Origin of the sequence: Hwanghaeella sp., from assembly GCF_965227365.1 — a bacterium.
Taxonomy (GTDB): domain Bacteria; phylum Pseudomonadota; class Alphaproteobacteria; order UBA8366; family Aestuariispiraceae; genus Hwanghaeella.
In genome coordinates, this window is record NZ_OZ245754.1 from 719,466 (window position 1) to 745,520 (window position 26,055).

Below are 26,055 nucleotides of genomic sequence, written 5' to 3' on the forward strand. Positions count from 1 at the left end.
CAACGGGGCGAGATAGCTGAGTCGTGGAACGGGTGAGGGGCCGCTAGTTCTTTCGGACCCAGACGCCGTCATCGTTTTGAACGAACTCGCCCGGCGCGCTTTGCTCAATGAACTTCCTGCCGGCGACCAGTTCGACGGTCTTCAAAGGTGCCTTGTGACGGTCGGCGATGGCCGTGAATTCGATCAGGCGCTCTTCATTGGCCTTTTGCAAGATATTGGTGACGTCCGCGGGCGCATCGGGACGAACCAGGGCGAGATAACCGTCGAAACGCTCGCCGATCCATCCCGCCCTTTTGGCGAGCGGGATCGCGGGTTCGACCGCAAGACCATCTACATCATGCTCGACCTTCACCTTCACTTCCTGCGTGATGTTGATGTCGACCTTCAAGTGAATGGGTTTGTCCGGCGCTTCGACCTTGACCGTCGGGGTGCAGGCCGCCAGTCCGACGGCCATGCCCGCCGTGACCAATCCTGTTTGCAGCAGTCGCTTCATCCATCCCCCATCCGGTCCGGCCTTCATTGAATTTGTCCGAACCGCCGCATGCGCTCCAGAATCTGGCTCGGTACCTTATATGTCGCCAACCCGTCATTCATGATCGCCCCCAATGGGCCGTTCACGTTCACGTCAAGGACCACGGGATAGCCGTCCAGGTAATCCGGGTTGGTCCCCTCAACATGCAGGCCGATAGTGACACCGCCGCGCAACCCGCCGTCGATATCCATCCGCAGTTCCGAATATTGCAGGTTGGACAGCACATCGTCCACTGCGGAGGCCTCGGCGCCTTCCTCGAGGGTCCGTTTGTATCGCAGAACGCCGGGGCCGCGCGCCGTAAGGTATCCCTGATCCACCGCGGGGCCGTCATCGGTGAATCGGATCGGCAGCATCCCGTCCAGAATGCCTTTCCCGGCGACGCCCTTGTCGGGGATCAGTTCCGTCAGTTTTTCCAGCTGCGCGCCCTCGACCGATAGATCGACCGCCTGCAATGGACGGTCCGGGGCGATCTCGAATGGTGCGACGGAGACCTTGCCGCCGGCCCAATTGAAGTCCAATGCGTTCAGACTGAACTGCGACGTGTCCGTAATATCGAAAACGGCGGTGCCGTCGGTCAACGGGAAGCCGATGTCCACGACCCCGACCGACAGGACTTGCTCCGCCGCCGTCGTAAAGGGATGGAAAGAGGCGATATCGATATTGGCGTTGACGGCGCGGGCCGAAACCTGGTCGCCGTTGAATTTCATGCCGTCCAGCAGTAATTGGCCCGCCTGGCTCAGAATGCCGTTTTCATCGGCGCAGATCTTGCCGGTTAATCCCAGTTGACCCATCGAGACTTCCCCCTGCAGCGGGATGGGTCCGGTTCCGGGTAGGATGACGGATGGCTGCCGGATCAGGACATCTGCGTTGGCGCATCCCGCACCGTCGGCCCAATTGGCGGATGCAGCACCCAGCAGATGTCCTGATGGCCGGGAGACGACCCCGTCCAGCAGGCTGGTAATATCGGCGAGCCGGTTCACGCCATAGCCGAACTCGAATGGGATGATCCGCAGGGTCGCGCGGCCTTTGCGCGTGGAAAGCCTGTGCTCCGCCTCCCACTCGATCTTCAGCGGCGTGTCCCTGGCGGCGATTTCCCCAGTGGCGGCCAAAGCGTCCGTGTTCGACGCCGTCGAGTTTATCGTCAGATCCATCGGCGCGAAGCGGCGCGGTTTCTCCATGTCGGTAACTGCCGCCTCGACGTTCAGCGACAGTTCGTCCTCGATATTCTTGCTTTCCGCGGAAAGTCGAATGCCGCTCAGGAACAACAATTCGGACGCAAGGGTGACGGCGCCAAGGGATGCTTCCGACTTGATATCCACCGTTCCGGTCGGTGACAGATGGGCATTCACCCGGGCCTCGTTGCCGCGGCCGCTGAGACGGGCGCGCCAGCCATCGGGCCGGGTTAAGACAATGTCGCGGCCCTGTATCGACAGGCGGGCGTTTACCGTTGCCGAGGTTTGATCTCCTTCCCTTGACCGGGTCAGTTTCAGAATATCCGTACCGTCGTCCCGCAGGCAGAAACGGATGGTTCGCATATCGATATGGATATCGGTGTTTTGCAGCGTTGGCAGCCGGACTTCAGCGCAGTCGCGCAGGCTCAAATTGAGGGTGTCGTCCGAGTATTGCCAGGAAAGAGGAAAATTCGCCTTTCCGGATGGAATAAAGAGTGTTTCGGGATCGCCGCCGGATATCCCTAACGCCAGACGTGCCGATCCCGATGCCGCCAATTCCGTCGCTTTCGCGGAAAAATCCACGGCAATGCCGGACAGGGTATAAGTGTCGATCACCGCCTGTTCCACGGATAGGGAGAGGCGATCCACGGATGCATCGAATATGCCCGCCTGGGGATCGACGATGCCGGAGACCGACAGGCCGGCGTCGAGTGCCGGCAAGGCCCCGCCTTCAACCCGCATGACACCGTCGAAGCTGGCTTTTTGCAGGATCAGGCCCGGGCTGAATTGTAGCAAAGGCTGGTTTTCCCTGGGCTGGATTGTGATCTGCAAGGGCGACACCAGATCGGACTGGCGCAGGGGCCCCAGCATTGCCAGCCAGTCGTTATCGTTAGAAGGGATCAGCGCCGCGCGAATGCCCGCGGGTGCGTGCAGCGTGATCGCACCGCTATCGCCGCGCCCCGTCAAAAACCGCGCGTCGATATCGGCTCGGCCGGGCAGGGCGAGGGATTCCAATCCGCTCCCCTTTAACTCGATCTGCAGGTCCGGGACGGCAGCGGCGAGTGACAGCAGTCCATCGACGTCGGCCAGGGCTTGAAGGTTTCCGATCGTGTCCTCCAACGATACCCGCAGGCTGGCCGCGCCATGCGTCAGCGCCAAAGGCAGCAATCCCGGTGGAAAGAGTTCAGCGTCTAAGGCCGATAGCGATACCTCGATCTTGATCGGTTGCACGGCGAGCGGGTCGGCCAGGGAGGCCGCGACATCGACGCCGGCCGTCAATCCATGCACCGTGTCTTCCGCCCGCAGGGTGGCATTCAGCTGGTTTTCCCCAATTCCGAGAGCCAGGCTTCCCTTTGTCAGGAGGCCGAACGGGAGGGCGACCTCGGAGACTTGCAGCGTGGCCAGGGCCTCCAGCCTGGAGAGGTCGTCGAGCGGTGTTTCAATGGAGAGACCGCCATCCTCCGCCTTGATTTCATATCCCTGGATCGTCGCGATACCGTGCTCGAGCTTCATGCCGGCGGTCAGATTTCCGTCTCGGGACACCGATGCGGCAATGCCCGCGGCGAGGCTGATCTCCGGGCTCGTCGCTGAAATATGCGCGGGTCCGATCTCCAGTCCGCCGGACGTCCCGCGTTGCACGGTGCCGTCAATAGACAGGGAAACGATGGCGGCATCGCCTTCGACCAGGGTGATCCGCGCATTGCCCAGGGTGAGTTCCCGGAACGGCCAGTTGAAAGAACCGATCGCTGTTTCGCTGTCGGCGTCTTCGGTGCCGCCATAAACAAAGGGATCCAATTCGCCAAAGGACAGACCGCCGTCGTGTTTCACGACGGTCAATTCCAGATCGTCGACCGCGATCTTGCCGACCTCGCCGTCGATCAGTTCACGCCAGGTGAACACGGCCGAAATGCGTGGGATTTTCAAGGCGCCGGCTTGCCCGATCCGGATTCCTTCCAGGGTAACGGTCTCCAGAGAGACATGGCTGATTTCGAAATCGATTTCGGGAAGGCCGTTTTCACGCAGGATGGTCTTTGCCAGATCGACGATCACCCCGGGCCCCTGCCACGCGAGGTATCCGCCGCATGCGGCAAGAAAAAGGACCACTGCCAGGAAGGATCGCAACAGGATCCTGCGTCGGGGCCTTGGCGGTTGCGCGGGGCCGGTCAGAACTTACCGGCCTTTCCCAGCCCTTCCAGCAGGCGGTCGACATCCGCCGTCAATGCGAGCAGTAATGCCTGGTTGGGGCATCCGTTTTCGGACATCCAGGCCGCGGCATGCATGCGCGTCGGCATGGTGATCGGGACGCGCAGCAAGGTCAGCCCCACCGTGGGACCGCCATTGATGGCCAAGTCATAGGATTGACCGTTGTCCCTGGGCAGGTCCACCGGCCAATCCAATACGGCCTGACCGCGCTGCCATTTGACCGCCGCTTCACCGCCCGGCGACTGAAACAGGACCTTGTCGTCCCGGTCGTTGGCCTGCCGCCACAGACTGAGATTGTCGGGATCGTCGAAACAGTAATTGCCGCCTTCCGCCGGAACATAGGCCCATGGGCCGGGGGTCGAATTCCCGAAGGTGCGATAAGTTCGCACGGCGTCGGGAACCCGGTTTGACTGGAACAGCGCCGCCATCGTTTCGACCAGTTTGGGCTCTCCGGCCCCGGCGGGCGGATCGACCGTGCCTTGAAACGGGCCGACGACCTCGATCTTCTCACCGGCCTCGTTGACCAGCGTCACGCGGCTGTCCGCGGAGAGGAAAAGACCCGCCTCAGCCTCCAACACGTCCCCCCGGCGCAGATCGCTCTCCCCTTGGACGTCAAGAACGACGAGGGCGCTTGCCGTCGCCGTGCCGACGGTCGCAGTGAGGCAGAGCATCGACGCGAGAAATGAAGCTATTATCGGTCTTCGTGCCATTGCGATCCGGCCGTCCTCACCCATTGTTATCGGTCCGCTTCGTTCCGTGTATGAAGCAGGTGCAGAATATACTACCTCAGCAAATCGGAATACGGAATTGCCCCGGCACGGCGGGTGCGGGCGCGGATGCGGCTTGAAGGAATGGTCGCGACAGGTCTTGTGCCGCGCGGAAGACTAGCCATATTCCATAACACATAGTAATATGCATATGTATATAAACACAGCATAGGGGTGGATCCATGTATTCTCGGCGTCAGTTCCTGAACATGGCCGGCGGGGCGGCTGTGGTAATCCCTGCGGCAGTCCCGTTGGCGGGCATCGCGGGGCGTAATGCAGCGGCTGCCGAACTCTCCGAGGACGGGCTTCACGTCCAGGATTGGTTCGTCGACAGTTTTCTGGATCTGACGGAGGATCACGCGACGGCGGCGGCCGAGGGACGGCACTTCGCGGTTATCATCGAGCAGAGGGGCTGCCCCTATTGCCGCGATACGCATGAGATCAATTTCGCGCATCCTAAGGTAAGGGAATATATCCCGGCCAATTTCGACATGCTGCAATTGAACCTGCACGGCAGCAGGATGGTGACGGATTTCGACGGAGAGGAACTCGAGGAACGGGAACTCGCCCGGAAATGGCTGGTGAATTTCACGCCGACGATCGTCTTCTTCCCGATAGATGCGGCGGCGGTGGAAGGCAAGTCGGGGCGCGACGCGGAAGCAGCCCGTCTGCCGGGTTATTTCCGGCCCTTCACCTTCATGCAGATGTTCAAATTCGTGCATGAGGAAAAATTCGTGGACAGCACCTTCCAACGCTATCTGGCCGAGCGGGTGGCAGAGATGGATGCCCAGGGGCTCGACCCGGCAGCGTGGTAACGGTCGCGGTTCGGCGCCAAGAAAAGCGACGCGGATAGCGGTTCCCCCGGCATCCGGTGGCCGGGGGCAATTTTCAATTATACGAGGACGTCATGTATATCGATTTCACGGACTGGACGATGGGGCTCGTGGGCGGGCTGTTCATCGGTTCCGCCAGCGCCCTGTTTCTGTTGGGGCTGGGCCGGATCGCCGGTATCAGCGGCATTACCGGCGACATGCTCATGGGCAACAAGAGCGGTCGTTTTATGGAGAACCTGGCCTTTGTCGCCGGGCTTGTCCTGTGCCCGCTGATCTATGCCCAGGTTGCGGAAGCGCCCGTTATCGAGGTGACCGACTCCCTTCCATACCTGATCGTCGGCGGGTTGCTCGTCGGGTTCGGGACGCGCCTCGGCAATGGCTGTACCAGCGGCCACGGCGTATGCGGGCTGTCGCGTCTGTCCATCCGGTCGTTGATCGCGACAGGCGCTTTCATGGTGGTTGCGGCCCTGGTCGTCGCCCTTCTCAAGACGCGGTTGGGATAAGGCCATGCGGATCATCATTTCCCTGATCAGCGGTTTGCTGTTCGGTCTGGGCCTCGTTCTTTCGAACATGATCAATCCGGACCGGGTTCTCGCCTTCCTCGATATCACCGGCGGCAGCTGGGATCCCACTCTCGCCTTCGTCATGGGCGGCGCGCTGGCGCCGATGGCGATCGCCTGGATCTGGTCCAGGCGGCAGGGTTATCCCTTTGCCGGCGGGGCTTTCCCGGAATCGCCCCGTTTCGGGCCGGACTTCCGTCTACTGGCCGGGGCGTCGCTGTTTGGCGCCGGATGGGGACTGGTCGGGTTCTGTCCGGGACCCGCCTTGTCTGCGGCGACCCTGGGCGGAACACCGGTGTTGATCTTCCTGGCTGCGATGATCGGCGGCATGGTGCTGCATCTGCTGTTGATGATGGCGACACATCGCCGTTAAGCCGATACGACTGGCTGGCTGCTCACTGAACGGTGTCGGACAGCAATCCCAGCAGATGTTCCAGCGGCGCGTGATCGTCGGTCAGGATCAATTTCGCGTCCAGCACCTGGACTTCGACAGTGTGAGGCGTCCAGCCTTCGATCGCCGCCCGGTCGGCGCCGAACAGGGCGGTCGAATGGTTCGCCGCCGCGATAACGAAGGTATGGCGGTTCGGCCCCGCGCTCGGTCGATCGTCGCGCCAGGCGACGACGGATGGGAAGACGCCGGAAAGCGTCGCAAGCACGGCCTGCAGCGCTTTCGGTTCGGGCATCCGGTCGACGAGGTTCAGGAAATAGATTCCTTGGGGCGTCAGTTTCCGCGATACCAGCTCAGCGAACTCCCGTGTCACCAGATGGAAGGGGGCGGCGACGTCCTTGAAGGCGTCGCCGACGACGATGTCGAAACCGGCGTCCGGCATGCGTGACAGGGCGAGGCGGGCATCCTGGTGCAGGATTTCCATATCAGCCGTATCAACCCAGAAATAGTCCTGCGCGACCTCTGTCACGGTAGGGTCGATCTCAGCGACCACAATTCGCCCACGGCCGGTCCAGGCCCGAGGCAACGTATAGGCGCCGCCGCCGACGAAGAAGGTGGCGCCGCCCTCCGGCTTCAGGATCCGCGCAGCGATGTCGATCTGGGCGACATAGGGGCTGAGCACGGCTGACGGCTCGCCTTCGACATTCACGCCGTGGACGAGATGGTCCAGTACCATGCCGCGGATACTGCTGCTGGCGACATTGGGGCCGTCGAATCCGATGATGCGGATGCAGAAGGTCGGCGATTCAGCGTCGCAGACGCTCTGCCAATGCTTGTCCGCTGCGAAGGACAAGGCAGCGACCACCAGCGCGGCGGCGACCCCGCCGATACGCTGCCAGGTGCGGGCAAGCCACAAGGCGGCCAGGATGCCCAGTACCAGCGCCGCGGCGATCGTCGACAGGGCGCTTCCGAAATAGGGTATCAGCAGGAAGCCTGTACCCGCGGACCCGGCGATAGCACCGGCGGATCCGGCAGCGTAGATCGCGCCCAGTGCCCGGCCCTCGCGGCCCGGCGTCATGGCCACGACCGCGGCGGCAATGATCGGCGAGGCCACACCGCCGAAGAAGGCCGGCAGAAAGAACAGCCCCAGGGACATCACCACGACACCCGTCATCGCGCTGTCCGTATTTGCCAGGACCGCCCCCGCCAGCGGCTTGATCAGAAGCAGGATGGATACGGTTGTCAGGGCGGCTGCCAACAGGACGGTGCCGAGACGGCGCAAGTCGGCATTCAACTCTCCGCGCGACAGGTATCCGCCGGACCAGTTGCCGACTGTCAGCCCGGCCAACACAGTCGAGATGATGGCCGTCCAGGTATAGACGGACATGCCGATATAGGGGGCGAGAAGGCGGCCCGCGAGTATCTCCAGCACGAGGACCGCGGCGGACGACAGAAATGCCGTCAGAACAAGTAGGGCCCGCGTCACCGAGCGGACCCTGTCAGGAGGGCATGTGTTGTCCGCATCCGGTTACTCGAACTCCATTTCGACATATACATATCCGGCATTTTTGGTCGCCAGTTCATCGAAGGTATCCAGGTTCTTATAAGGACTTTGATCGACATAATAGGCGTCGTCCAGTGTGCCGCCATTGTCCAGGTGTTCCCTGATCTTGCCGCGCAGGTAGACAAGATAGTCATGCGTGTAGCGGCGTACCTGATCCATGTTGGTGGGATGCCCATGCCCGGGGATGACATAGGTCGCGTTCAGTTTCTCGAATTCATTCTCCCAGGTTTCGATCCAGGCGCCGGTTTCCGTGTCCGCGAAGATTGGCAGCATGCGTTCGTGGAAGGCCATGTCCCCGGCAATGACCAGCCCCTGTTCCGGCAGCCAGACGGATATGTCGCCGGGACTGTGCGCGGGACCGAGATGCAGGACTTCGATATGGAAGCGCCCCATGTCGATTACGTATTTGTCGTCGAAGGTTTCAGTCGGCGGGGTTATTTCGGTGCCTTCGGCCAGTTCTTCGTTATAGCCCTGCATGCGGGTCAGAATGGCATGACCGTTTGCGGTGAATTCCTCCGCCGCGTCCGTATGCGCCAGGATAGGAACGCCCTCCTTGGCCCAATAGGAATTGCCGAGCATAGCGTGGCCCTGGCCGTTCTCGTTGATGACGAGCCGCACAGGTTCATCGGTAATCCTCTTGATTTCGGCATGAAGGGCTTCCGCCAGTTTGGCGCAGGCGCCGGCGTTGATGACGATCACGCCTTCCCCGGTCACGATGAAACTGAGATTGTTGTTGTGGCCGGCATTCGCTTTGCCGGGCGGTGCGGTCGCGCCGATGGCGGACCAGACATTGGGAATGAACTCCACAGGTTTCGAATACAATACCGAGCCGGGATACATGTCGGGAATGTCCTGGCTGGCCAAGGCCGGGGCGGCGAGCGTGGCGAACAGGGCCAGTGCCGCCGCACGAATACACTGTTTCGGATGCATTTTTTACTCCATTCAAGGAAAAATAGACCCGGGCCGCTGATGCGACCCGGGCCTTGGGGCGCGGCGAATTAGCCAAACATGTCGGTCGTGATGCCGGAATACCAACCGACGGCTTCTTCCGCGTTTTCCGCGCGCAAACTGCCGGTCTCGCCGGTCTTGCTGATGAAGCCATCGACCTTGGCGATCTTCTCGTCGGTGGCTTCGTAACTGGCGCCGACCTTCACCGCGTCGCTCGGCGCGACGAGGCTCCAGCAGGTATTCGCGAAACGCGGTGGAAAGGCCCGCGACGCAATCAATTCATGCCGAACAGCCATCGCGCAGGCCTTGGCCTGGCTATTGGCCGAGAAGCCCGATTTCGGCATATCGCCCGCGATGGTGCTGTCTCCTACAAGGTGAATGCCGGGGGCCAGTTTGGATTCCATCGTCGCCGGGACGATCGGACACCAGCCGGATGTATCCGCCAGACCTGTTTCGCGTGCGATCCTGCCCGCCATCTGCGGCGGGATCACATTCACGACGTCGCCCTTGAATTCCTCGTCCGGGGTTTGGACGGTCATGGAGCCGGTATGGACGGATTTCACGCCGCCCGACAGCATCTCGCCCGGAAGCCATTCGACCATGCCGTCGTAATAACGGGCCCAGGCTTCCTGGAACAATCCCATCTTGGAGAACTTGCTCTTCGGGTCCAGGACCAGGATCTTGGATTTCGGTTTGTTGTTCTTCAGGTAATGCGCGACCATCGAGACCCGCTCGTAGGGTCCTGGCGGACAGCGATAAGGGTTGGGCGGCGCGACCATGACGAACAGGCCGCCGTCTTTCATTGCGTGCAGTTGATCGTGCAGCAGGACGGTCTGCGGGCCGGCTTTGTAAGCATGCGGCATAGCCTCAACCGAGTCGGGACCATAACCGTCGATCTCATCAAACTTGAAGTCGATGCCGGGGGCCAGGATCAGCCGGTCGTAGGGCAGCTTCACCCCGTCCGAGAGGGTCACTGACTTCGCGTCGGGGTCGATGCCCGTTGCCATCTGATGGACGATCTTGATTCCGAGATCCGCCAACCGGTTGTAGGAATGGGTGATGGACTCGAAGTTCCGGAAACCGCCGATATACCAATTGCTGAAGAAGCAGGTGGTATAGGCCTTGGCCGGTTCGACAAGCATGACGTCGATCGCGCCTTTGGAATCCTTGGCAATGTAATGCGCCGCCGTCGCCCCGCCCGGACCACCACCGACAACAACGACCTTGGGATTGGCCGCCCGTGCGATACCTATGGGCAGCGCGGCCGCCGCGGCACCCGCCCCAGCGGTTTTCAGGACTTTTCGCCTGTTCATGAGTTTCGTCATTTTTTCCTCCCAGTAGGTATTAGTCGGCCAAGGATCGGAAATAGGCGGCAAGTGCCTCCATATCCTCATCGGTCAGCCGTTTGACGATGGTTCTCATTGTGGGATTGTCGCGTTCAGTGCCCAGGTAGGCTTTCAGCGCATCGATGAAATGGTGCTCGTCCCAGCCGACGATCGCCGGAATGCCTTCCACTTCGCCGTCCACGCGATGGCAGGTCGTACATTCCGATGCCAGATAGGCGCCATATTCCAAGTCTGCGCCGAAACCGGGGTTGCTGATCGGCAGCAACGCGAAAGCCATGAGCGACAGCAAGACGATGTGCAGCGACCAATCCGCGAAAGAGTAATGCCGGACATGATCGCGATGTGCCGACCCGCGCGACACAAATTGGGTTTCCATCCCTGGTTCCGACTTCATTGTTCTTCTATTCGTAGCAAAACAATATCACACATATTCATACGTCGATATAAAAATATGTATGGTATCGTTGCAGCCGTCGAGCCGGCCGGTCTACGCGCGGGTGGAGAAGGTCCAGCCGTGAATCAGAACGTGCAGGCCCAGCGCGGCGCCGATCCACATCGAAATCAAGGCAAGGAAGGACGGCACCGCCAGGGTCGACACACCGGTCAAACCCTGACCGATGGAGCAGCCCATGGACAAAACACCGCCAAAGCCCATCAGTACCGCGCCGGCGATGTGGCGGCGCATCTCACGCGGTTCGTCAAAACCTTCAAGCCGGATCTCGTTCTTCTGATAGGCGGCCAGGAAACTCCCCGCGAAAACCCCCATCAACATCCCGACCCCGAAGGAAATCGTCGCGCCGGTGAAGGTCATGAAAAAGATCAAGGTTGAGGAGGCGGCCGCGACGAAACTCAAGGACTCTGTCGGTTGGGGTTCGAAATCGTCCGCGCCGATGAAACCGGTCGTATACCATCCCGCTACCACCAACAGACCGACGATGGTCGAACCGCAAAGCGCGCGTGGATTGGTGCGGAATTCGGAATCCTTGAGGCACCAGATCGCAAGCGTGGCCGCGCAGACGAGCGATACAGGCAGAGCAATTTCGGCCGGCTCGATATCGAAGGCAAGGCCCAGTAGACCGTGCACAGTCGCGGTTGCGTCACCCGGAAGGGGGAGGGAAAGAGGTTCGATATACGATAGTCGCGGGACCGACAGGACACCCCGGATCGTCGTGTAACCGACGATCGCTATGATACCGACGGTCATCAACCCGCGAAGGTCCCCGCTTCCAGCGCGTAGAGCGGATCCAAAGCCGCAGGTACCGACGGCTGCCATGCCTAAGCCGAAAATCAATCCGCCCAGCACCGGACCGGCGATCGCAAAGCGCGGCAGCAAGTGGACAGTATCGGAAAGGTCGATCAGTTGGTAATGGGCCAATAGGCATGTGCCCAGAATGGCGACGGCTATTGCGAACACCCACATTCGCATTTGTACCCAATGGTCACCATAGACCGCCGTCTCAACGGCACTCAAAGTGCAGAAACGTGTAATGCGTCCGATATAGCCGAAGATAAGACCGATAACTGCCCCTAGAGAAGCGATAACGCTTTGGATGGGCAGGTCTTCAATCATTTCGCCCCTCTATGAATTCTCGCGGCAGAGGCCTGATGGCTCGCAATAGAGCCTGTAGAGGGTTTGTATGATTTCCCGGACCGCGGGATCGGCGATTGAGTAATAGATCGCCTTGCCTTCCCGGCGGGTGGAAACCAGATCATCGGCACGAAGCCGGGTCAGCAGTTGGGAAACCGCAGGCTGTTTCAGGGAAAGCAGACGTTCCAGTTCCGTGACGGCCTTTTCGCCATCGGCGAGCAGGCACATGACCAAAAGGCGGTGTTCGTGGCCGAGCGCTTTCAGGACGTTCGCCGCGTGCCGCGCCTTGTCGACCATGTCGTCCTTGAACTCCAGCACCTCTGCTTCAGATGGGAGTGGCATCACGAATCCTTTCCGTTCCCCAAAATACAAGCCCGTCGAAAACGAGCTAAACTCGTATGGCGTCGCGGTGAGGAAAACTGCCCCACCGATCCCTAAAACTCAAGATCCACGGCAATCGCGTCGATACCGACTTGCGCGCAGGCGTGGTCCAGGTCACCGCCCGGTGCGCCTGAAACGCCGACCGCGCCAACGAGGGTGCCAGCGGCTTGGACCGGAATACCGCCGCCGACCGCCATGACATCCGAAACATGCCGGATACCCGAGAGATCCTCGCCCGCCTGAGTTAGTTTCGAGAATTCCAATGTGTCGATGCGGAAACTTGCGGCGGTCCATGCCTTGCGGCGGGACGTCTCCAAAGTGTGGGTTCCGGCGAATCGATCACGCAGAACAACTTGCGGCAAACCGTACCGGTCGACGACCGTCACGCTGACCTGATAGCCGCGTGCGCGGCAATCGTCCAAAGTCGCCTGCGCAAGGGTGAGCGCGGTTTCCGGTTTCATCATCTGATACGACATCAAAGCGCCGCCGTCGTCCTGCGCAACCGCGCCGATTGGGAAAGCCATCGTCAGGAAGGTCAGCAATCCGATCACTCGTTTCATCGTGTTCTCCACCCCGTTTGATTTGTTTGTGTCAGCACGCGTTTCAGGTGCCCTTTTTATGCGCCTTGGCCTTTTCGATAAGTTCGCCCAGCAAGCCCCAGAAGAAGTCCTCTCCGGGATATCCGCGAATGCGGCCCACTTCCTCGCCGTCGACCGTCATCACGAAAGTCGGTGTGAAGCGTGGCCAACGGATATGGGCGAGATCTTCGGGCGGTGGGTCGTGTATCTGGATGCGCCGCAGTGGGGCGAATTTACCTTCTTCTGTCTTGGAATAGGCGTCGCCGACCTCTTCGTCCCAGGCCTCGCACCATTCGCAAAGCGGCCTTTCGAACATCACCAGCCGGATATCGGCTGCCAGGCAAGCCGACGGCGAGAGGGCCGCCGAAACGGCGATACCCAGAACGGCAAGCCGGATGGCCCACAGAAATGATCTCGAGATTCTCAACATCGCGCTGTATTATATTCAGACAATGCTATATGTACATGCGTAAATTCCAGGGCGGTCTGCTCGCGTATCAAGACGATGCGGCCGCTTCGCACCGGGGGGAACGACAATGGATGTTACGGTTTTTGGCGCGTTTATAGGCGGTCTGTTGTCATTCGTTTCACCCTGCGTGCTGCCGCTGGTGCCGCCATATCTGTGCTATGTCGCGGGGATAACCCATGACGAGTTGAGCGCGGCCGAGCCATCGGTCCAGCGACGGGTGGTGATTTCTTCGGTCGCCTTCGTCATGGGATTCGCCGTCGTATTCGTTTCCCTTGGTGCCATCGCCACGTCCTTCGGGCAATTGGTGACAGAGAGCGCCGGTATTCTGACGAAGATCGCCGGCGTTTTGATCATCCTTTTCGGTCTCCATTTCCTCGGCTGGTTGAAGATTCCGTTTTTGTATCGGGAAGCCCGGTTCAACATGGAAAACCGTGGCGGACTCCTGGGCGCCTTTTTCCTCGGCCTTGCCTTTGCCTTTGGGTGGACACCGTGCGTAGGGCCTATCCTGGCCGCGATTCTGTTTATGGCCGGCGGTGAAGAATCGGTTTCCCGCGGCATCATCCTGTTGGGATCCTACGCCATGGGAATCGGCATTCCGTTCATCCTGGCGGCGTCCTTTGCATCCCGTTTCCTGACCGTGGCGTCCGGATTGCGTAAAAACATGAAGGTCATAGAGCGCGTCTCCGGAGCGTTTCTGATCGCGACCGGGCTATTGTTCGTTAGTGGCGGGATCGACGATGTGGGCTTCTGGCTGCTGGAACTCTTCCCCTTTCTGGGGCGGATCGGCTGACGGGTTTCCTCATCCTGTCACCGGTATGGATCGCTTCCTAAAAACCAACAGATAGAAAAATTCATATATGTCCATTGATAAGACTAACGTCTTAGGGTACTTTATGCAGTGAAGGGGGCGCGCCGGTAGAGACCGCCGTGCGACAATGACCCCCGGAAAAGGTACCTCGCCATGTAAAGGCGGGTGCAGTGGAGGAAAAAGAAATGATCAAACCGGGTATCTGGTCCGGCGCCCTTGTCGGCGCGGTGCTGGCCGCAGGCGCGGCATTCGCAGCAGGGCCTTCTAACATCGAAATCGTGGATGGCGGCATTCCCAAGGCATTGACTGCCGATGGCGGGAGTGCGGAACGCGGCCGTGAGGTCGTCATCAACCGAAAACTCGGCAACTGCTTGGCGTGCCACAAGATCACGGCGCTGAGCGACCAGCCGTATCATGGCGAGGTTGCCCCGCCGCTGGACGGAGCGGCGACGCGTTGGAGCGAGGCGGAGCTTCGGATGATTGTCGTCGATGCACGGAAAGTCTTCGAAGGCACGATGATGCCGGGCTTTCACACGACGGAAGGTCTCAACCGTGTGCTGAAAAAATTCGAGGGAAAGACAATCCTGTCTGCCCAGGATGTTGAGGACGTCGTCGCATTCCTGATGACGCTCAATGAAGAGTAATTGGAGGAAAGAATGACTGTCCTTAGCAAGCGGGAATTTTTGATCGTTGCGACGGGCGCCGCGGCTGCGGCGCTTGCGGGCATGCCCACGATCGCCCTGGGCGCCGAAAAGGCGGAAAAGCGTGTTGCCGAATTCCTTGGCGGCGCCACCGCGAAGGAAGGCGGCTTGAGCCTTGAAATGCCGGAAATCGCGGAAAACGGAAACACGGTGCCGCTGACGGTGCGTGTCGATGGCGAGGCTTCCGCCGACCGCTATGCGGAAAGTGTTCTGATCCTGGCCGACGGCAACCCGGAACCGGGCGTGGCCACGTTCCACTTTTCGCCGTTGAGCGGTACGCAGGAAGCGTCGACCCGGATGCGTCTGGCCAAGACCCAGAACGTTATCGCGGTCGCCAAGATGAATGACGGGTCGTTCATGCGCACCGACAATCTGGTCAAGGTTACCATCGGCGGCTGCGGCGGTTAATCGCGCGCCCGATCTAGGAGATAAAGAATGTCCAAACCCCGAGTAAAAATCCCGAAATCCGCCGCTGCCGGCGAAGTCATTACGATCAAGACATTGATTACCCACAAGATGGAATCTGGTCAGCGTAAAGACAAGCAAGGCAATCCCATTCCGCGGATGATCATCAACTCCTTCGAATGCAAGTTCAACGGCGAGCGCGTGTTCTCTGTCGATATGGAACCGGCGATTTCCGCCAATCCCTATCTTCAGTTCTCCGCGCGGGTTCCGGAGGCGGGTGAGTTCGAATTCGTCTGGAAAGACGACGAAGGTTCCGTCTTCAGCACGAAGAAGAAGATCAAGGTGGCGTAAGGCTGAAGCCTCACGCTGCCGGCACGAAGCGCTCAACAAAAATAAGATGCGCGACCGGGAGGAAATAATGATTAAAGATATCGGACTTGAAACAGTAGGTCGCTGGACCGCCGCAGCCGTGATTTTAGGCGGCTTGGCGGCTCAGCCGGCCATGGCGCAGGAACGGAAATCCTATCCGGCGCCGGAAGGCCATCCTTTGACCGAAATCATCTCCGGCTACGAGTTTCGCAATGCCGAAACCCAAGCGCTTCAGGACGACGATTTCGAGAACCCGGCATTTCTTTGGGTCGATCAGGGCGAAGAGCTCTGGAGCAAGGCCGAAGGCACTGCCGGCAAGGCCTGCGCCGATTGCCATGGTGAAGCCTCTGAGAGCATGAAAACCGTGGGTGCGCGCTATCCGGTTTGGGAGCCCAAAACGGAAAAGCCGATTAATGTCGAGTTGCGTATCAACCAGTGCCGCACGGAGCGTATGGGGGCGGAAGCCTGGAAGTACGAATCGTCTCAGATGGTCGGCATGACGGCGTTCGTGAAGACGCAGTCCCGTGGCGAGCCGGTCAATGTCGACTTCAGCGAAGGCGACATGGAGGCCTGGAAGGAAAAGGGCAAGGAAATCTACTACACGCCCTATGGTCAGCTCGACCTGGCCTGTTCCAACTGTCATGAGGATCACTACGGTGAATATGTCCGTTCCGACTTCCTCAGCCAGGGCCAGACGAACGGCTTCCCGACCTACCGTTTGAAATGGCAGGGCATGGGCACCCTTCACCGCCGCTTTTCCGGCTGCATGAAGAATATTCGCGCAGAACCTTACAAGCGTGGTTCGGACGAGTTCCTCGCCTTGGAAGTCTATCTGGCCTATCGCGGTGTCGGTCTGCCGGTCGAGAGCCCCGCGCTGCGTAACTAGTGTTTGGACCGCTGCTCCCATCCCGCCGATCGGCGGGGTGGGGGTGGATCCACCCGATTTTTACCGAGTTTGAGGCGGTGGCTTCGCAAGGCCAACGAAAGGGATAGGAATGTTTTCTCGCCGTGAATTCCTGCAAGTAAGCGCCGCCGCAGGCGCGCTGTTGGGTGGGACGAGTTTGCTCGGGTCCGCCGCTGCAAAACAGTCCATCACGCAGGACGATCTGTTGGCCTTTGATCCGGTCGGCAATGTGACCCTGCTGCATGTTACGGATATTCACGCGCAATTGGTGCCGGTCTATTTCCGGGAACCGTCGGTCAATCTCGGTGTCGGCGAGGTCTCCGGCCTGCCGCCGCATATCACCGGCCAGGACTTTCTTTCCACCTTTGACCTGAAACCCGGTTCGTACCAGGCCTATGCCATGGCCAGCACGGATTTCGTGTCGCTGGCAAAGGAATACGGCCGTATCGGCGGCATGGACCGGATGGCCACCCTGGTCAACGCGATCCGCGCCGAACGCCCGACACAGACCCTTTTCCTGGACGGTGGCGACACCTGGCAGGGCAGCTACACCTCGCTGCAGACCCAGGGCGAGGACATGGTCAAGGTCATGAACGCGTTGAAGACCGACGCGATGACAGCCCATTGGGAATTCACCTATGGAACGGATCGGGTCCAGGAACTGATCGAGAAGATGGACTTCCCGTTCCTGGCCTCGAACGTCCGGGACACGGATTGGGAAGAGCCGGTTTTCGAGTCGACTTCCTATTTCGAGCGCGGCGGCGTCAAGGTCGCGGTGATCGGTCAAGCCTTCCCGTATACGCCGATCGCAAACCCGCGCTACATGATCCCGTCCTGGAGTTTCGGCATTCGCGAAAAGGAGCTGCAGGAACGCATCGACGAGGCGCGGGCCGAGGGCGCGCAGCTGGTCGTCTTATTGTCGCATAACGGTTTCGATGTCGACCGCAAGCTGGCCTCAAACGTGACCGGCCTGGATGTTGTCCTGACCGGTCATACGCACGATGCCGTGCCCGAAGCGATCAAGGTGGGCAAGACCCTGCTGATAGCCTCCGGCAGCCACGGCAAATTCCTCTCCCGCCTCGACCTCGACGTTCAGGGTGGTGAGGTAAAGGATTTCCGGTATCGCTTGATCCCGGTTCTTTCGGACGCCATCGCCTCAGACCCTGAAATGGCCGCGGTCATCAAGGAGGTTCGTGCGCCTTACGAGGCCGATGTAAACCGCGTCCTCGGCAAGACCGAAAGCCTTCTGTATCGTCGCGGCAATTTCAACGGCACCTTCGATGACCTGATCTGTGACGCGCTGCTCAGCGAGCGCGACGCGCAGATCGCGCTCTCCCCGGGTTTCCGGTGGGGCGCAACCCTGTTGCCCGGGCAGGACATCACGGTCGACGACGTCTACAACATGACGGCGATCACCTATCCCAATGCCTATCGCAGCGAGATGACCGGTCAAATGATCAAGGACATCCTGGAGGATGTCGCGGACAATCTGTTCAACCCGGATCCGTATTATCAGCAGGGCGGCGACATGGTTCGTGTCGGCGGCCTCGGCTATCGGATCGATCCATCGAAGGCGATCGGGTCCCGGATTACGGACATGACCTTGCTGTCGGACGGCACCCCGATCGATCCGGCGCAATCCTATGTCGTGGCCGGTTGGGCCAGCGTCAACGAAGGCACAGAAGGCCCGCCGATCTACGATGTGGTCAGCGATTACATCGAAAAGAGCGGTACGGTCGCCGTTAAACCGAATGACAGCGTGAAGATCGTCGGCATGTGATTTCGCCCTTGCAGGACAAGGGTGTGATCCTCGCGCGATCAGACAGGACTTGGAGTAGACTATGAAGAAAGACCCTATGGAACCCTCATCCGCCAATGGGCGGCGCCGATTCCTGAAAGGCGGTCTGGCGGCGCTGGGCGGTGTTGCGGCGACCTCCGTAGCGGCGCGGGCCGGCACGCCCGATCCGGCCATCATGGAAAAGCAGGAATGGAACCAGGCCCTGGGCGACGGCGTTGCCGCGCGGCCCTATGGCATGCCGTCCCAATTCGAAAAGCACGTGGTGCGTCGGGACGTCGAATGGCTGACCGCATCGCGGGAATCCTCGGTCAATTTCACGCCTTTGCACGAATTGGACGGCATCATCACGCCGAACGGCCTGTGTTTCGAGCGTCATCACGGCGGCATCGCGGAAATCCCGCCGGAACAGCACCGCCTGATGATCAACGGACTTGTCGATCGTGAACTCGTTTTCACGATGGACGACCTGAAGCGCTTCCCGCGCGTCAACCGGATCTTCTTCCTCGAATGCGCGGCAAACTCCGGCATGGAATGGCGCGGGGCGCAGCTCAACGGCTGCCAGTTCACGCATGGCATGGTCCATTGTGTGCAGTATTCCGGCGTTCTGCTGAAGACGGTCCTGGAAGAGGCCGGGTTGAAGACGAACGCGAAATGGCTGATGCCGGAAGGTGCCGATTCCAGCGGCATGAACCGATCGGTGCCGATCGAGAAGGCGCTGGACGACTGCATGCTTGCCTTCTCCATGAACGGCGAAGCGCTGCGTCCGGAACAGGGCTATCCCCTGCGTCTCGTCGTTCCGGGCTGGGAAGGCAATATGTGGGTGAAATGGCTGCGTCGGATCGAAGTCGGCGACCAGCCCTGGCATACGCGCGAAGAAACCTCGAAATACACCGACCTGCTGGCGGACGGCAAAGCACGCCGTTTCACCTGGGTCATGGACGCGAAATCCGTGGTGACCAATCCCAGCCCGCAGGCACCTTTGCGCTACAAGGGCGCGAATGTCCTGTCCGGCCTTGCTTGGTCCGGACGCGGCGCGATCAAGCGGGTGGATGTCACACTCGACGGCGGCAAGAACTGGGTTTCCGCCGATATTCAGGGGCCGGTTCTGCCGAAATGCCTGACCCGCTTCTATCTGCCTTTCGAATGGGACGGCAAACCGCTGCTGATCCAGTCGCGGGCGATCGACGATACCGGCTATGTCCAGCCGACGAAGAACGAACTGCGCCAGGTGCGTGGGACGAACTCGATTTATCACAACAATGGTATTCAGACCTGGCATGTGCGTGAGAACGGAGAGGCTGAGAATGTTGAAGTATCGTAATATTCTGCTTGGCCTTGCCGTCGCGGGCGCACTTTGCGGAACCGCCGCCCATGCCGCCGGCCCGCACGGGCTCGGACGCGAAGCCCTGCCTGAAGAAGTCGAGGCTTGGAACACTGACGTCCGGCCCGACGGACAGGGTCTGCCGGAAGGGTCGGGCAGCGTTCTCGACGGCGAAGCGGTCTTCGCCGACCAGTGCGCGGTGTGCCATGGCGACTTCGCCGAGGGCGTTGACCGTTGGCCCGTTCTGGCCGGTGGTCAGGGCACGTTGAAGTCCCAGAACCCGGTCAAGACGATCGGGTCCTACTGGCCCTACCTGTCGACCGCCTATGATTACATTGAAAGAGCAATGCCGTTTGGCAATGCCCGCAGCCTCAGCGCCGACGAAGTTTACGCAATCGTCGCTTATCTGTTGTACATGAACGATCTGGTCGATGACGAATTTGTTCTGAGTAAGGAGAACTTCACGGAAGTCCGCCTGCCGAACGAAGAAAACTTCATCGCCGACGATCGTCCCGACACGCCGTCCGTGGCGCAGGCCGAGCCCTGCATGACGAACTGCAAGGAAAACGTCGAGATTACCGCCCGGGCGCGTATCATCGACGTGACCCCGGAAGATGCGGGTGTCCCGGAAGAGGACGCATCCGAGACGGAAGAATCCGCCGCGGCGGAAGAGCCGGCGGCCCAGGAAGAGCAGGTCGCTGCCGCGGCCCCGGCGCTTGATGCCGGTCTGGTCGACGAAGGCGAAGGCGTTTTCAAGAAAAAGTGTCGCTCCTGCCACAGTGTCGAGGAAGGCAAACAGAAAGTCGGCCCAAGTCTGCATGCGGTCTATGGCCAGGCAGCGGCGGAAGTCGAGGGGTTCAAGAAGTATTCGAAGGCCCTGAAATCCGCGGGTCTGACCTGGGATGCCGCAACGCTCGATCAGTTCCTGACCAAGCCGAAAGGGTTGGTCAAGGGCACGAAGATGTCCTTCGCCGGTTTGAAGAAGGACGGCGAACGGGCCGCCGTGATAGAATATTTGAAAAGTCTGACGCCGACGAACTGACCGTGACGGCCGGGACTTGTCGGCTTCAGGCAACACGCACCCTCTAACAGTGGAGAAGCGCTATGTCTGACAGTTGGCTGAATGTGCCCGGAAGAATTTCCTCTACTCTTCACCGGTGCCGATTCTCGAAATTGGCACCGGTTCTTCTTTTCCTGTCGACGGTGATCTCAGTCGGTCCGGCGGCGGCGGAGAACCTGAAATTCTATGAGTACGAGGGGCAATTCGCGGATGCCGCCTTCGACGTGGAATCCGCGATCGTCGACCGCGGCTTGGTGATCGACTATGTCAGTCATGTCGGCGAAATGCTGAAACGGACGAAGGATGACGTTGGCGGTTCGAAGGATGTCTTCGAGAACGCGGATATCTATTTGTTCTGTTCGGCGGTTCTTTCCCGTGAAGTTATGGAGGCGGACCCGGCCAACATCGCGCATTGCCCCTACAAGGTATTCGTGACGGAGAACGCGGGCGGCGAAGTCCAGGTGGGATATCAGATCATGCCGGACGGTCCGATGAAGAAGGTCGAAGCCCTTTTGGATGATATTGCGCGGGGAGCGACGGGTAACTGAAACCGCCCATGCCTGGCGATAAGACAGCGTGGGTATTTAGTTACCGCGCGTGAGCACAGGCAGTAATTTCACACCATCCGAATATTCGGAAATGATCGCCTTTTGTGTGGCGTGAAGCCGCATATCCCGGCCGGAAACTAACAATTTCTATATTGTTGGTGATAAAAACATTTTGTTTGGCTGGAAACTCCCCGCGTGGCGGATATCATGCGCGGCAAGAAGAAAGCATGTTCCCGCATCGTTCAGGCGCCGCAAATGTCGGGCGTGAACGGTATCCACGGGCGTAATCACGGTTGATTTGGGGGAAGAGGTCTCATGGCGGAATCGGACGACGCGCGTATCGCGCAGGGCGAAAAGACGCGCCGGCGGGTCCTCGGCGATGCTCATGTCGACAGGGCGGCAGCCAACTCAACGCCATTCGATAAACCTTTTCAGGAATTTATCACGCAAGGCGCTTGGGGATCGGTCTGGTCGCGGGACCAGTTCACGTTCCGGGAGCGCAGCATCGTGACCATCGCGCTCCTGGCGGCGCTTGGCCATGACGAAGAATTGGCCATGCATATCCGCGCGACGGCAAATACCGGCGCGACGGCGGAAGATATCCGCGAGGCCTTGATGCATGTTGCCGTCTATGCCGGGGTGCCGGCGGCCAATTCCGCCATCAAGATTGCCAAGGCCGTTCTGGCCGAAATGGATGAATAGGCGGTCCGGGTTTCATGACGCCCTGACGGTCCGATTTCGAAGGCCGGGCGCAACAGGAGGAAAGAGATGAGCGACTTCTCCGAATTCAGCGAACGGGATTGGGACAGCCAGCCCAAATATCTCGACGAAGGATATAAATCCACGACCCTCCGGGGGCCGACCAAGCCTCTGATTCCGATAAAACAAACACTGTCCGAGGTGACCGGCCCGGTCTATGGCCAGGAATCCGTAAGCGCGCTGGACAGCGATCTGACCATGAACGGCCGTCGGAACGGCGAACCGTTGGGGGAGAGGACAATCGTTACCGGCAAGGTCCTCGACGAGTTCGGCCGTCCGGTGCCGAACGCACTGGTCGAGATCTGGCAGGCGAATGCCGCCGGGCGTTATGTCGACCTGATGGATCAGCATGACGCGCCGCTGGATCCGAATTTCTATGGCGGCGGTCGGGCGGTTACCGATCAGGACGGCAACTATCGGTTCAAGACGATCCGTCCGGGTGCCTATCCCTGGGGTAACCATCACAATGCCTGGCGGCCGGCGCATATACACTTTTCCCTATTCGGCGCTGGGCTGGCGAGCCGTCTGGTCACACAGATGTATTTCCCGGGTGATCCGTTGATCGCCTTCGATCCGATCGCCCAGGCAACCCCGACCGTCGACCGGTTGGTTTCGGAATTCTCGCTGGATGTGACCGAACCCGACTACGCTTTGGGGTATGTGTTCAATATTGTTCTGCGGGGGCCGAAACAAACCCCGATGGAGGACTGATCGATGACGTCGGAGACCAAGAAACTGGACCAGACGCCGTCCCAGACGGTTGGCCCCTTCTTCTCATACGGACTGGCGTCGGAGCAGTATGGTTTTTCGCAATTATCCAGCATCGCCGGTCGCGATATCGCGGACGAAGATGAGCCGGGCGAGCACATCAAGCTGGTCGGTGTCATTTACGACGGCAAGGGTGTGCCGGTTTCCGATGCCCTGGTTGAGGTATGGCAGGCGGATGCACAGGGCCGCTACGCCCATCCGACGGATGGGCGCCAGAAGAATACGCCGTTTACCGGCTTCGGCCGTTGCGGGACGCGGACGGATCAGAAGAACCGCTTTACGTTTTCCACGGTGAAGCCGGGGGCGCCGGCCGAGGGGGAGGCGCCGCACATCAATCTGGTCATTTTCATGCGTGGATTGTTGTCACATGCTTATACCCGGGTCTATTTCTCTGATGAGGAAGCGGCGAATGCCGCCGACCCGGTGCTGCAAACGGTGCCGGCCGACCGTCGGGACACGCTGATCGCCTCGCGGGAAGAATCCTCCGCTGGGGTTGTGTATCGGTTCGACATTCATATGCAGGGTGACCGGGAAACCGTGTTTTTCGACGTATAGGCTCAGGTTGGATCAGGGGTCGGGAAGCGAATTGCAGCAATCCGACAGCAGCGCGACACGATCACCGAAAACGACCGCTTCGATGATGACATGGCGGTCGAAAGCTGGACGCAGCGCGTTCCGCTTAACGGTGATGAATGTGTGTATCGTCGTGTTCGATCTGAAGGAAAGTGCGCGCAGGGCCCAAGAAGGAGCCTGACGTTCCATTGGCGAAAAGGGAACAGGGGATGGTGACGTGACTGTTTCGGCTTTCGAGCACCCGTGGCTGTCCGCCCTTTTCGGGGATGAGGAAGTTGCCGCACTGTTCACCGCCGATCGCACCGCGGCCTGCTTTCTGCGTTTCGAGCTGGCCCTGACACGGGCGCTTGGCGATCACGGCGTGGTCGAGAGAGCGGCGGCGGAAGCGGTCCTGGACAAGCTGTCCGGCTTTGATCCGGACATGACGGCAATCGCGGACGGGATCGCAAAGGATGGCGTTCCGGGTCCGTCCTATGTGCGGCAGATGAAGGCTGTCGTCGGGGAAACGCTGGGCGCCGCGGTGCATGTCGGCGCGACCAGCCAGGACCTGTCGGATACCGCCTTGGTGCAAGCCTTGGGTGCCGCGAACGACATCCTGATTTCCCGCCTGCGCCACCTCGTCTCCGTTCTTGAGGAACTGGAGGGGCGGTTCGGAACCCGGCCGTTGATGGGCAGGACGCGGATGCAAGCCGCCAAGCCGATCACCGTTGGCCACCGTCTTTCCACCTGGCGGGCGCCGCTTGTTCGGCACCTTCAGCGGTTGGAAGAGATCAACCGCAATCTATTGATCCTACAGTTCGGCGGTGCGGTTGGAACCGGCGGGGGCCTGGGTGACAAACACCCGGCGATCGCTCGGCAGATGGCTGCTGAACTGGGGCTGGCCTATGCGCCGGATTGCTGGCACACCACCCGCGATACAATGGCCGATTATGCCAATTGGCTGTCGTTGGTCACCGGAAGTCTGGGTAAGATGGGGCAGGACCTGTGTTTGATGGTGCAGCAGGGGGTGGACGAGGTCACCCTGGGCGGTGGCGGAGGGTCGTCGGCCATGCCGCACAAACGAAACCCGGTCAAAGCGGAAGCCTTGGTGACCCTTGCCCGTTTCAACGCCGTGCAGATTGGCGGGATGCATCAAGCCCTTGTCCATGAACAGGAACGATCCGGCGCGGCCTGGTCGCTGGAATGGTTGACCCTTCCGCAAATGGTCGTTGCCACGGCCGCCTCGCTCACCCTTGGCACAGCACTGTTGAACGATGTCGAGCGTCTTGGCGATCCTTGACCCTTCGCACTAGACTGCCGGCCAATTGCGGATGAACAGTCGCGGCCTCGGATCGGCCGCCCGGATTGCCTTGGGAGTGCCTCGCCATGATGAGCCAGGAACAGAACGACCTTATTACCCGGATCGGCCCGGGACAGCCGGCCGGCGAGGTATTGCGCCGGTATTGGATGCCGGCGGCCCTGACCAAGGAGTTGGAAGCCGACCGACCGGTTATTCCGGTTCGGCTGCTGGGCGAGGATCTGGCCCTTTTCCGCGATGGGGAGAGTGGAGAACTGGGGCTCGTCGCCCGCAATTGCCCGCATCGCGGCGCGGACATGTGTTATGGGCGGGTTGAGAACGGCGGTATCCGCTGCGTCTTCCACGGTTGGCTTTATGACGCTGACGGGCAATGTCTCGAACAACCGGGCGAGCCGGCCGATTCGACGATGCATGAACGCATCAAGATCAAGTCGTACCCCGTGGTGGAGAAGAACGGTATCGTCTGGACCTACATGGGCCCGGGTGAGGCGCCGCCATTCCCTGCCTTCGATTGTTTCGTCGCGCCGGAAAGCCATGTCTTCGCCTTCAAGGGATGGTGGGAATGCAACTGGCTGCAGGCGCTGGAGGTTGGGATAGACCCGGTCCATGCGTCCTTCCTGCACCGTTTTCTGGAAGACGAGGATACGAAGGACAGTTACGGCAAGCAGTTCCGGGGCGAGGCAGCGGATACGAACAAGCCTTTGACCCAGTTGCTGCGGGAATACCCGGCGCCGGAATTGAAGGTCGAGGAAACCGAATACGGCTTGCGCATCATCGCGTTGCGTGACCTGCCGGACGGGCAGCGGCATGTCCGCGTGACCAATCAGGTTTTCCCCTGCGCGATCCATATTCCGATGTCGAACGACATGACGATAACCCAGTGGCATGTGCCGATCGATGATGAGAACTGCTACTGGTATGCGATGTTTACAAGTTTCGGGGAGCCGGTCGACAAAGACAAGATGTGGGACCAGCGCGTCAAGGAGCACACGCTGCCGGACTACCGGCCGGTTCGAAACAAGAGCAACGAATACGGTTTCGATCCCGTGGAGCAGGTCAGCAAGACCTATACCGGCATGGGGATGGACATCAACGTGCATGACCAATGGGCCTGCGAAAGCATGGGGCCGATCCAGGATCGGACGGACGAGCATCTGGCAACATCCGATGCCGCGATCGTCCGGTACCGGCGGATGTTGAGGGCCGCGATCAAGAACCTGGCTGACAACGCGGAGAGCCTGCCGATGAATGTGACCGCCGAGCAGGCTGCCGAAATCCGCGGGCCGGCCGCCTTGGACGCCATCGGTCCCCACCAGGACTGGGAAAATGTCTGGTTGGATCGCGATGCGGCCCGCCGGCAGGCGAGCCCGTGGAAGGCGAACCCCCTGAAAGCGGCGTCGTAAAACAACAAACCGC

At 60.2% G+C, this 26,055-nt stretch carries 29 protein-coding genes; 17 read left to right on the top strand and 12 right to left on the bottom strand.

Annotated elements, in window-relative coordinates; genetic code table 11:
* Window positions 1–43 precede the first annotated feature (43 nt).
* The 3 genes from ACQK2G_RS03145 to ACQK2G_RS03155 all read right to left on the bottom strand — a co-directional run bounded on the left by ACQK2G_RS03145 (window position 44) and on the right by ACQK2G_RS03155 (window position 4,616).
* Window positions 44–493, bottom strand: a complete 450-nt coding sequence (locus ACQK2G_RS03145; RefSeq protein WP_425403565.1) for a YnbE family lipoprotein — start codon at window positions 491–493, stop codon at window positions 44–46.
* 23 nt (window positions 494–516) lie between these two features.
* Complete coding sequence (locus ACQK2G_RS03150) at window positions 517–3,753, bottom strand: intermembrane phospholipid transport protein YdbH family protein (RefSeq protein WP_425403566.1); 3,237 nt, start codon at window positions 3,751–3,753, stop codon at window positions 517–519.
* 113 nt (window positions 3,754–3,866) lie between these two features.
* Window positions 3,867–4,616: a hypothetical protein gene (locus ACQK2G_RS03155; protein WP_425403567.1), complete on the bottom strand. Its 750-nt coding sequence runs from the start codon at window positions 4,614–4,616 to the stop codon at window positions 3,867–3,869.
* A gap of 239 nt (window positions 4,617–4,855) precedes the next feature.
* Here ACQK2G_RS03155 and ACQK2G_RS03160 point away from each other — a divergent pair, with 239 nt between their 5' ends.
* The 3 genes from ACQK2G_RS03160 to ACQK2G_RS03170 all read left to right on the top strand — a co-directional run bounded on the left by ACQK2G_RS03160 (window position 4,856) and on the right by ACQK2G_RS03170 (window position 6,439).
* A complete protein-coding gene (locus ACQK2G_RS03160; protein ID WP_425403568.1) occupies window positions 4,856–5,488 on the top strand; it encodes a thioredoxin family protein in 633 nt (210 codons plus the stop codon).
* A 92-nt stretch (window positions 5,489–5,580) separates the two neighbouring features.
* Window positions 5,581–6,009, top strand: a complete 429-nt coding sequence (locus ACQK2G_RS03165; protein WP_425403569.1) for a YeeE/YedE family protein — start codon at window positions 5,581–5,583, stop codon at window positions 6,007–6,009.
* Between the two features lie 4 nt (window positions 6,010–6,013).
* Window positions 6,014–6,439 (top strand): DUF6691 family protein, encoded by a 426-nt coding sequence (locus ACQK2G_RS03170; protein WP_425403570.1) that lies wholly within the window; start codon window positions 6,014–6,016, stop codon window positions 6,437–6,439.
* A 22-nt stretch (window positions 6,440–6,461) separates the two neighbouring features.
* Here ACQK2G_RS03170 and ACQK2G_RS03175 read toward each other — a convergent pair whose 3' ends face one another.
* The 8 genes from ACQK2G_RS03175 to ACQK2G_RS03210 form a co-directional block, all read right to left on the bottom strand.
* On the bottom strand, window positions 6,462–7,940 hold the full coding sequence (locus ACQK2G_RS03175; RefSeq protein WP_425403571.1) for a fused MFS/spermidine synthase: 1,479 nt from the start codon (window positions 7,938–7,940) through the stop codon (window positions 6,462–6,464).
* Window positions 7,941–7,982: 42 nt separating this feature from the next.
* Window positions 7,983–8,948: an MBL fold metallo-hydrolase gene (locus ACQK2G_RS03180; protein ID WP_425403572.1), complete on the bottom strand. Its 966-nt coding sequence runs from the start codon at window positions 8,946–8,948 to the stop codon at window positions 7,983–7,985.
* 68 nt (window positions 8,949–9,016) lie between these two features.
* Window positions 9,017–10,291 (bottom strand): FCSD flavin-binding domain-containing protein, encoded by a 1,275-nt coding sequence (locus ACQK2G_RS03185; RefSeq protein WP_425403573.1) that lies wholly within the window; start codon window positions 10,289–10,291, stop codon window positions 9,017–9,019.
* 19 nt (window positions 10,292–10,310) lie between these two features.
* Complete coding sequence (locus ACQK2G_RS03190; RefSeq protein ID WP_425403574.1) at window positions 10,311–10,688, bottom strand: c-type cytochrome; 378 nt, start codon at window positions 10,686–10,688, stop codon at window positions 10,311–10,313.
* Between the two features lie 111 nt (window positions 10,689–10,799).
* Window positions 10,800–11,882 carry a YeeE/YedE family protein gene (locus ACQK2G_RS03195; protein ID WP_425403575.1) on the bottom strand — a complete coding sequence of 361 codons (1,083 nt, stop codon included), beginning with the start codon at window positions 11,880–11,882 and terminating at the stop codon, window positions 10,800–10,802.
* A 9-nt stretch (window positions 11,883–11,891) separates the two neighbouring features.
* Window positions 11,892–12,242 (bottom strand): ArsR/SmtB family transcription factor, encoded by a 351-nt coding sequence (locus ACQK2G_RS03200; RefSeq protein WP_425403576.1) that lies wholly within the window; start codon window positions 12,240–12,242, stop codon window positions 11,892–11,894.
* 92 nt (window positions 12,243–12,334) lie between these two features.
* Window positions 12,335–12,841: a GlcG/HbpS family heme-binding protein gene (locus ACQK2G_RS03205; protein ID WP_425403577.1), complete on the bottom strand. Its 507-nt coding sequence runs from the start codon at window positions 12,839–12,841 to the stop codon at window positions 12,335–12,337.
* A 43-nt stretch (window positions 12,842–12,884) separates the two neighbouring features.
* A complete protein-coding gene (locus ACQK2G_RS03210; RefSeq protein WP_425403578.1) occupies window positions 12,885–13,289 on the bottom strand; it encodes a hypothetical protein in 405 nt (134 codons plus the stop codon).
* Window positions 13,290–13,395: 106 nt separating this feature from the next.
* Between ACQK2G_RS03210 and ACQK2G_RS03215 the strand changes: the two genes are divergently transcribed.
* The 12 genes from ACQK2G_RS03215 (at window position 13,396) to pcaG (ending at window position 23,324) form a co-directional block, all read left to right on the top strand.
* Window positions 13,396–14,118 carry a cytochrome c biogenesis CcdA family protein gene (locus tag ACQK2G_RS03215; RefSeq protein WP_425403579.1) on the top strand — a complete coding sequence of 241 codons (723 nt, stop codon included), beginning with the start codon at window positions 13,396–13,398 and terminating at the stop codon, window positions 14,116–14,118.
* Window positions 14,119–14,321: 203 nt separating this feature from the next.
* Window positions 14,322–14,780 (top strand): sulfur oxidation c-type cytochrome SoxX, encoded by a 459-nt coding sequence (gene soxX, locus ACQK2G_RS03220; RefSeq protein ID WP_425403580.1) that lies wholly within the window; start codon window positions 14,322–14,324, stop codon window positions 14,778–14,780.
* Window positions 14,781–14,792: 12 nt separating this feature from the next.
* Window positions 14,793–15,245: a thiosulfate oxidation carrier protein SoxY gene (gene soxY, locus ACQK2G_RS03225; RefSeq protein WP_425403581.1), complete on the top strand. Its 453-nt coding sequence runs from the start codon at window positions 14,793–14,795 to the stop codon at window positions 15,243–15,245.
* A gap of 27 nt (window positions 15,246–15,272) precedes the next feature.
* Complete coding sequence (gene soxZ, locus ACQK2G_RS03230) at window positions 15,273–15,593, top strand: thiosulfate oxidation carrier complex protein SoxZ (protein WP_425403582.1); 321 nt, start codon at window positions 15,273–15,275, stop codon at window positions 15,591–15,593.
* A gap of 67 nt (window positions 15,594–15,660) precedes the next feature.
* Window positions 15,661–16,497: a sulfur oxidation c-type cytochrome SoxA gene (gene soxA, locus ACQK2G_RS03235; protein WP_425403583.1), complete on the top strand. Its 837-nt coding sequence runs from the start codon at window positions 15,661–15,663 to the stop codon at window positions 16,495–16,497.
* Between the two features lie 109 nt (window positions 16,498–16,606).
* A complete protein-coding gene (gene soxB, locus ACQK2G_RS03240) occupies window positions 16,607–18,295 on the top strand; it encodes a thiosulfohydrolase SoxB (RefSeq protein WP_425403584.1) in 1,689 nt (562 codons plus the stop codon).
* A 61-nt stretch (window positions 18,296–18,356) separates the two neighbouring features.
* Complete coding sequence (gene soxC, locus ACQK2G_RS03245; protein ID WP_425403585.1) at window positions 18,357–19,634, top strand: sulfite dehydrogenase; 1,278 nt, start codon at window positions 18,357–18,359, stop codon at window positions 19,632–19,634.
* Window positions 19,618–20,676 carry a c-type cytochrome gene (locus ACQK2G_RS03250; RefSeq protein WP_425403586.1) on the top strand — a complete coding sequence of 353 codons (1,059 nt, stop codon included), beginning with the start codon at window positions 19,618–19,620 and terminating at the stop codon, window positions 20,674–20,676. Before soxC ends, ACQK2G_RS03250 begins: the two co-directional genes overlap by 17 nt.
* A 62-nt stretch (window positions 20,677–20,738) precedes the next feature.
* Window positions 20,739–21,242, top strand: a complete 504-nt coding sequence (locus ACQK2G_RS03255) for a DUF302 domain-containing protein (RefSeq protein WP_425403587.1) — start codon at window positions 20,739–20,741, stop codon at window positions 21,240–21,242.
* Window positions 21,243–21,557: 315 nt separating this feature from the next.
* The gene (pcaC, locus tag ACQK2G_RS03260) at window positions 21,558–21,944 is read left to right on the top strand and encodes a 4-carboxymuconolactone decarboxylase (RefSeq protein ID WP_425403588.1); all 387 of its coding nucleotides are present in this window, start codon (window positions 21,558–21,560) and stop codon (window positions 21,942–21,944) included.
* A gap of 66 nt (window positions 21,945–22,010) precedes the next feature.
* The gene (gene pcaH / locus ACQK2G_RS03265) at window positions 22,011–22,712 is read left to right on the top strand and encodes a protocatechuate 3,4-dioxygenase subunit beta (protein ID WP_425403589.1); all 702 of its coding nucleotides are present in this window, start codon (window positions 22,011–22,013) and stop codon (window positions 22,710–22,712) included.
* A 3-nt stretch (window positions 22,713–22,715) separates the two neighbouring features.
* Window positions 22,716–23,324, top strand: coding sequence for a protocatechuate 3,4-dioxygenase subunit alpha (gene pcaG, locus ACQK2G_RS03270; RefSeq protein WP_425403590.1), 609 nt, complete (start codon window positions 22,716–22,718; stop codon window positions 23,322–23,324).
* 12 nt (window positions 23,325–23,336) lie between these two features.
* Here the strand turns inward: pcaG and ACQK2G_RS03275 are convergent, their stop codons facing one another.
* Window positions 23,337–23,531 (bottom strand): hypothetical protein, encoded by a 195-nt coding sequence (locus ACQK2G_RS03275; protein WP_425403591.1) that lies wholly within the window; start codon window positions 23,529–23,531, stop codon window positions 23,337–23,339.
* Window positions 23,532–23,559: 28 nt separating this feature from the next.
* Here ACQK2G_RS03275 and ACQK2G_RS03280 point away from each other — a divergent pair, with 28 nt between their 5' ends.
* Window positions 23,560–24,621 (top strand): 3-carboxy-cis,cis-muconate cycloisomerase, encoded by a 1,062-nt coding sequence (locus tag ACQK2G_RS03280; RefSeq protein WP_425403592.1) that lies wholly within the window; start codon window positions 23,560–23,562, stop codon window positions 24,619–24,621.
* Window positions 24,622–24,707: 86 nt separating this feature from the next.
* Window positions 24,708–26,042 carry a Rieske 2Fe-2S domain-containing protein gene (locus ACQK2G_RS03285; protein WP_425403593.1) on the top strand — a complete coding sequence of 445 codons (1,335 nt, stop codon included), beginning with the start codon at window positions 24,708–24,710 and terminating at the stop codon, window positions 26,040–26,042.
* Window positions 26,043–26,055 lie beyond the last annotated feature (13 nt).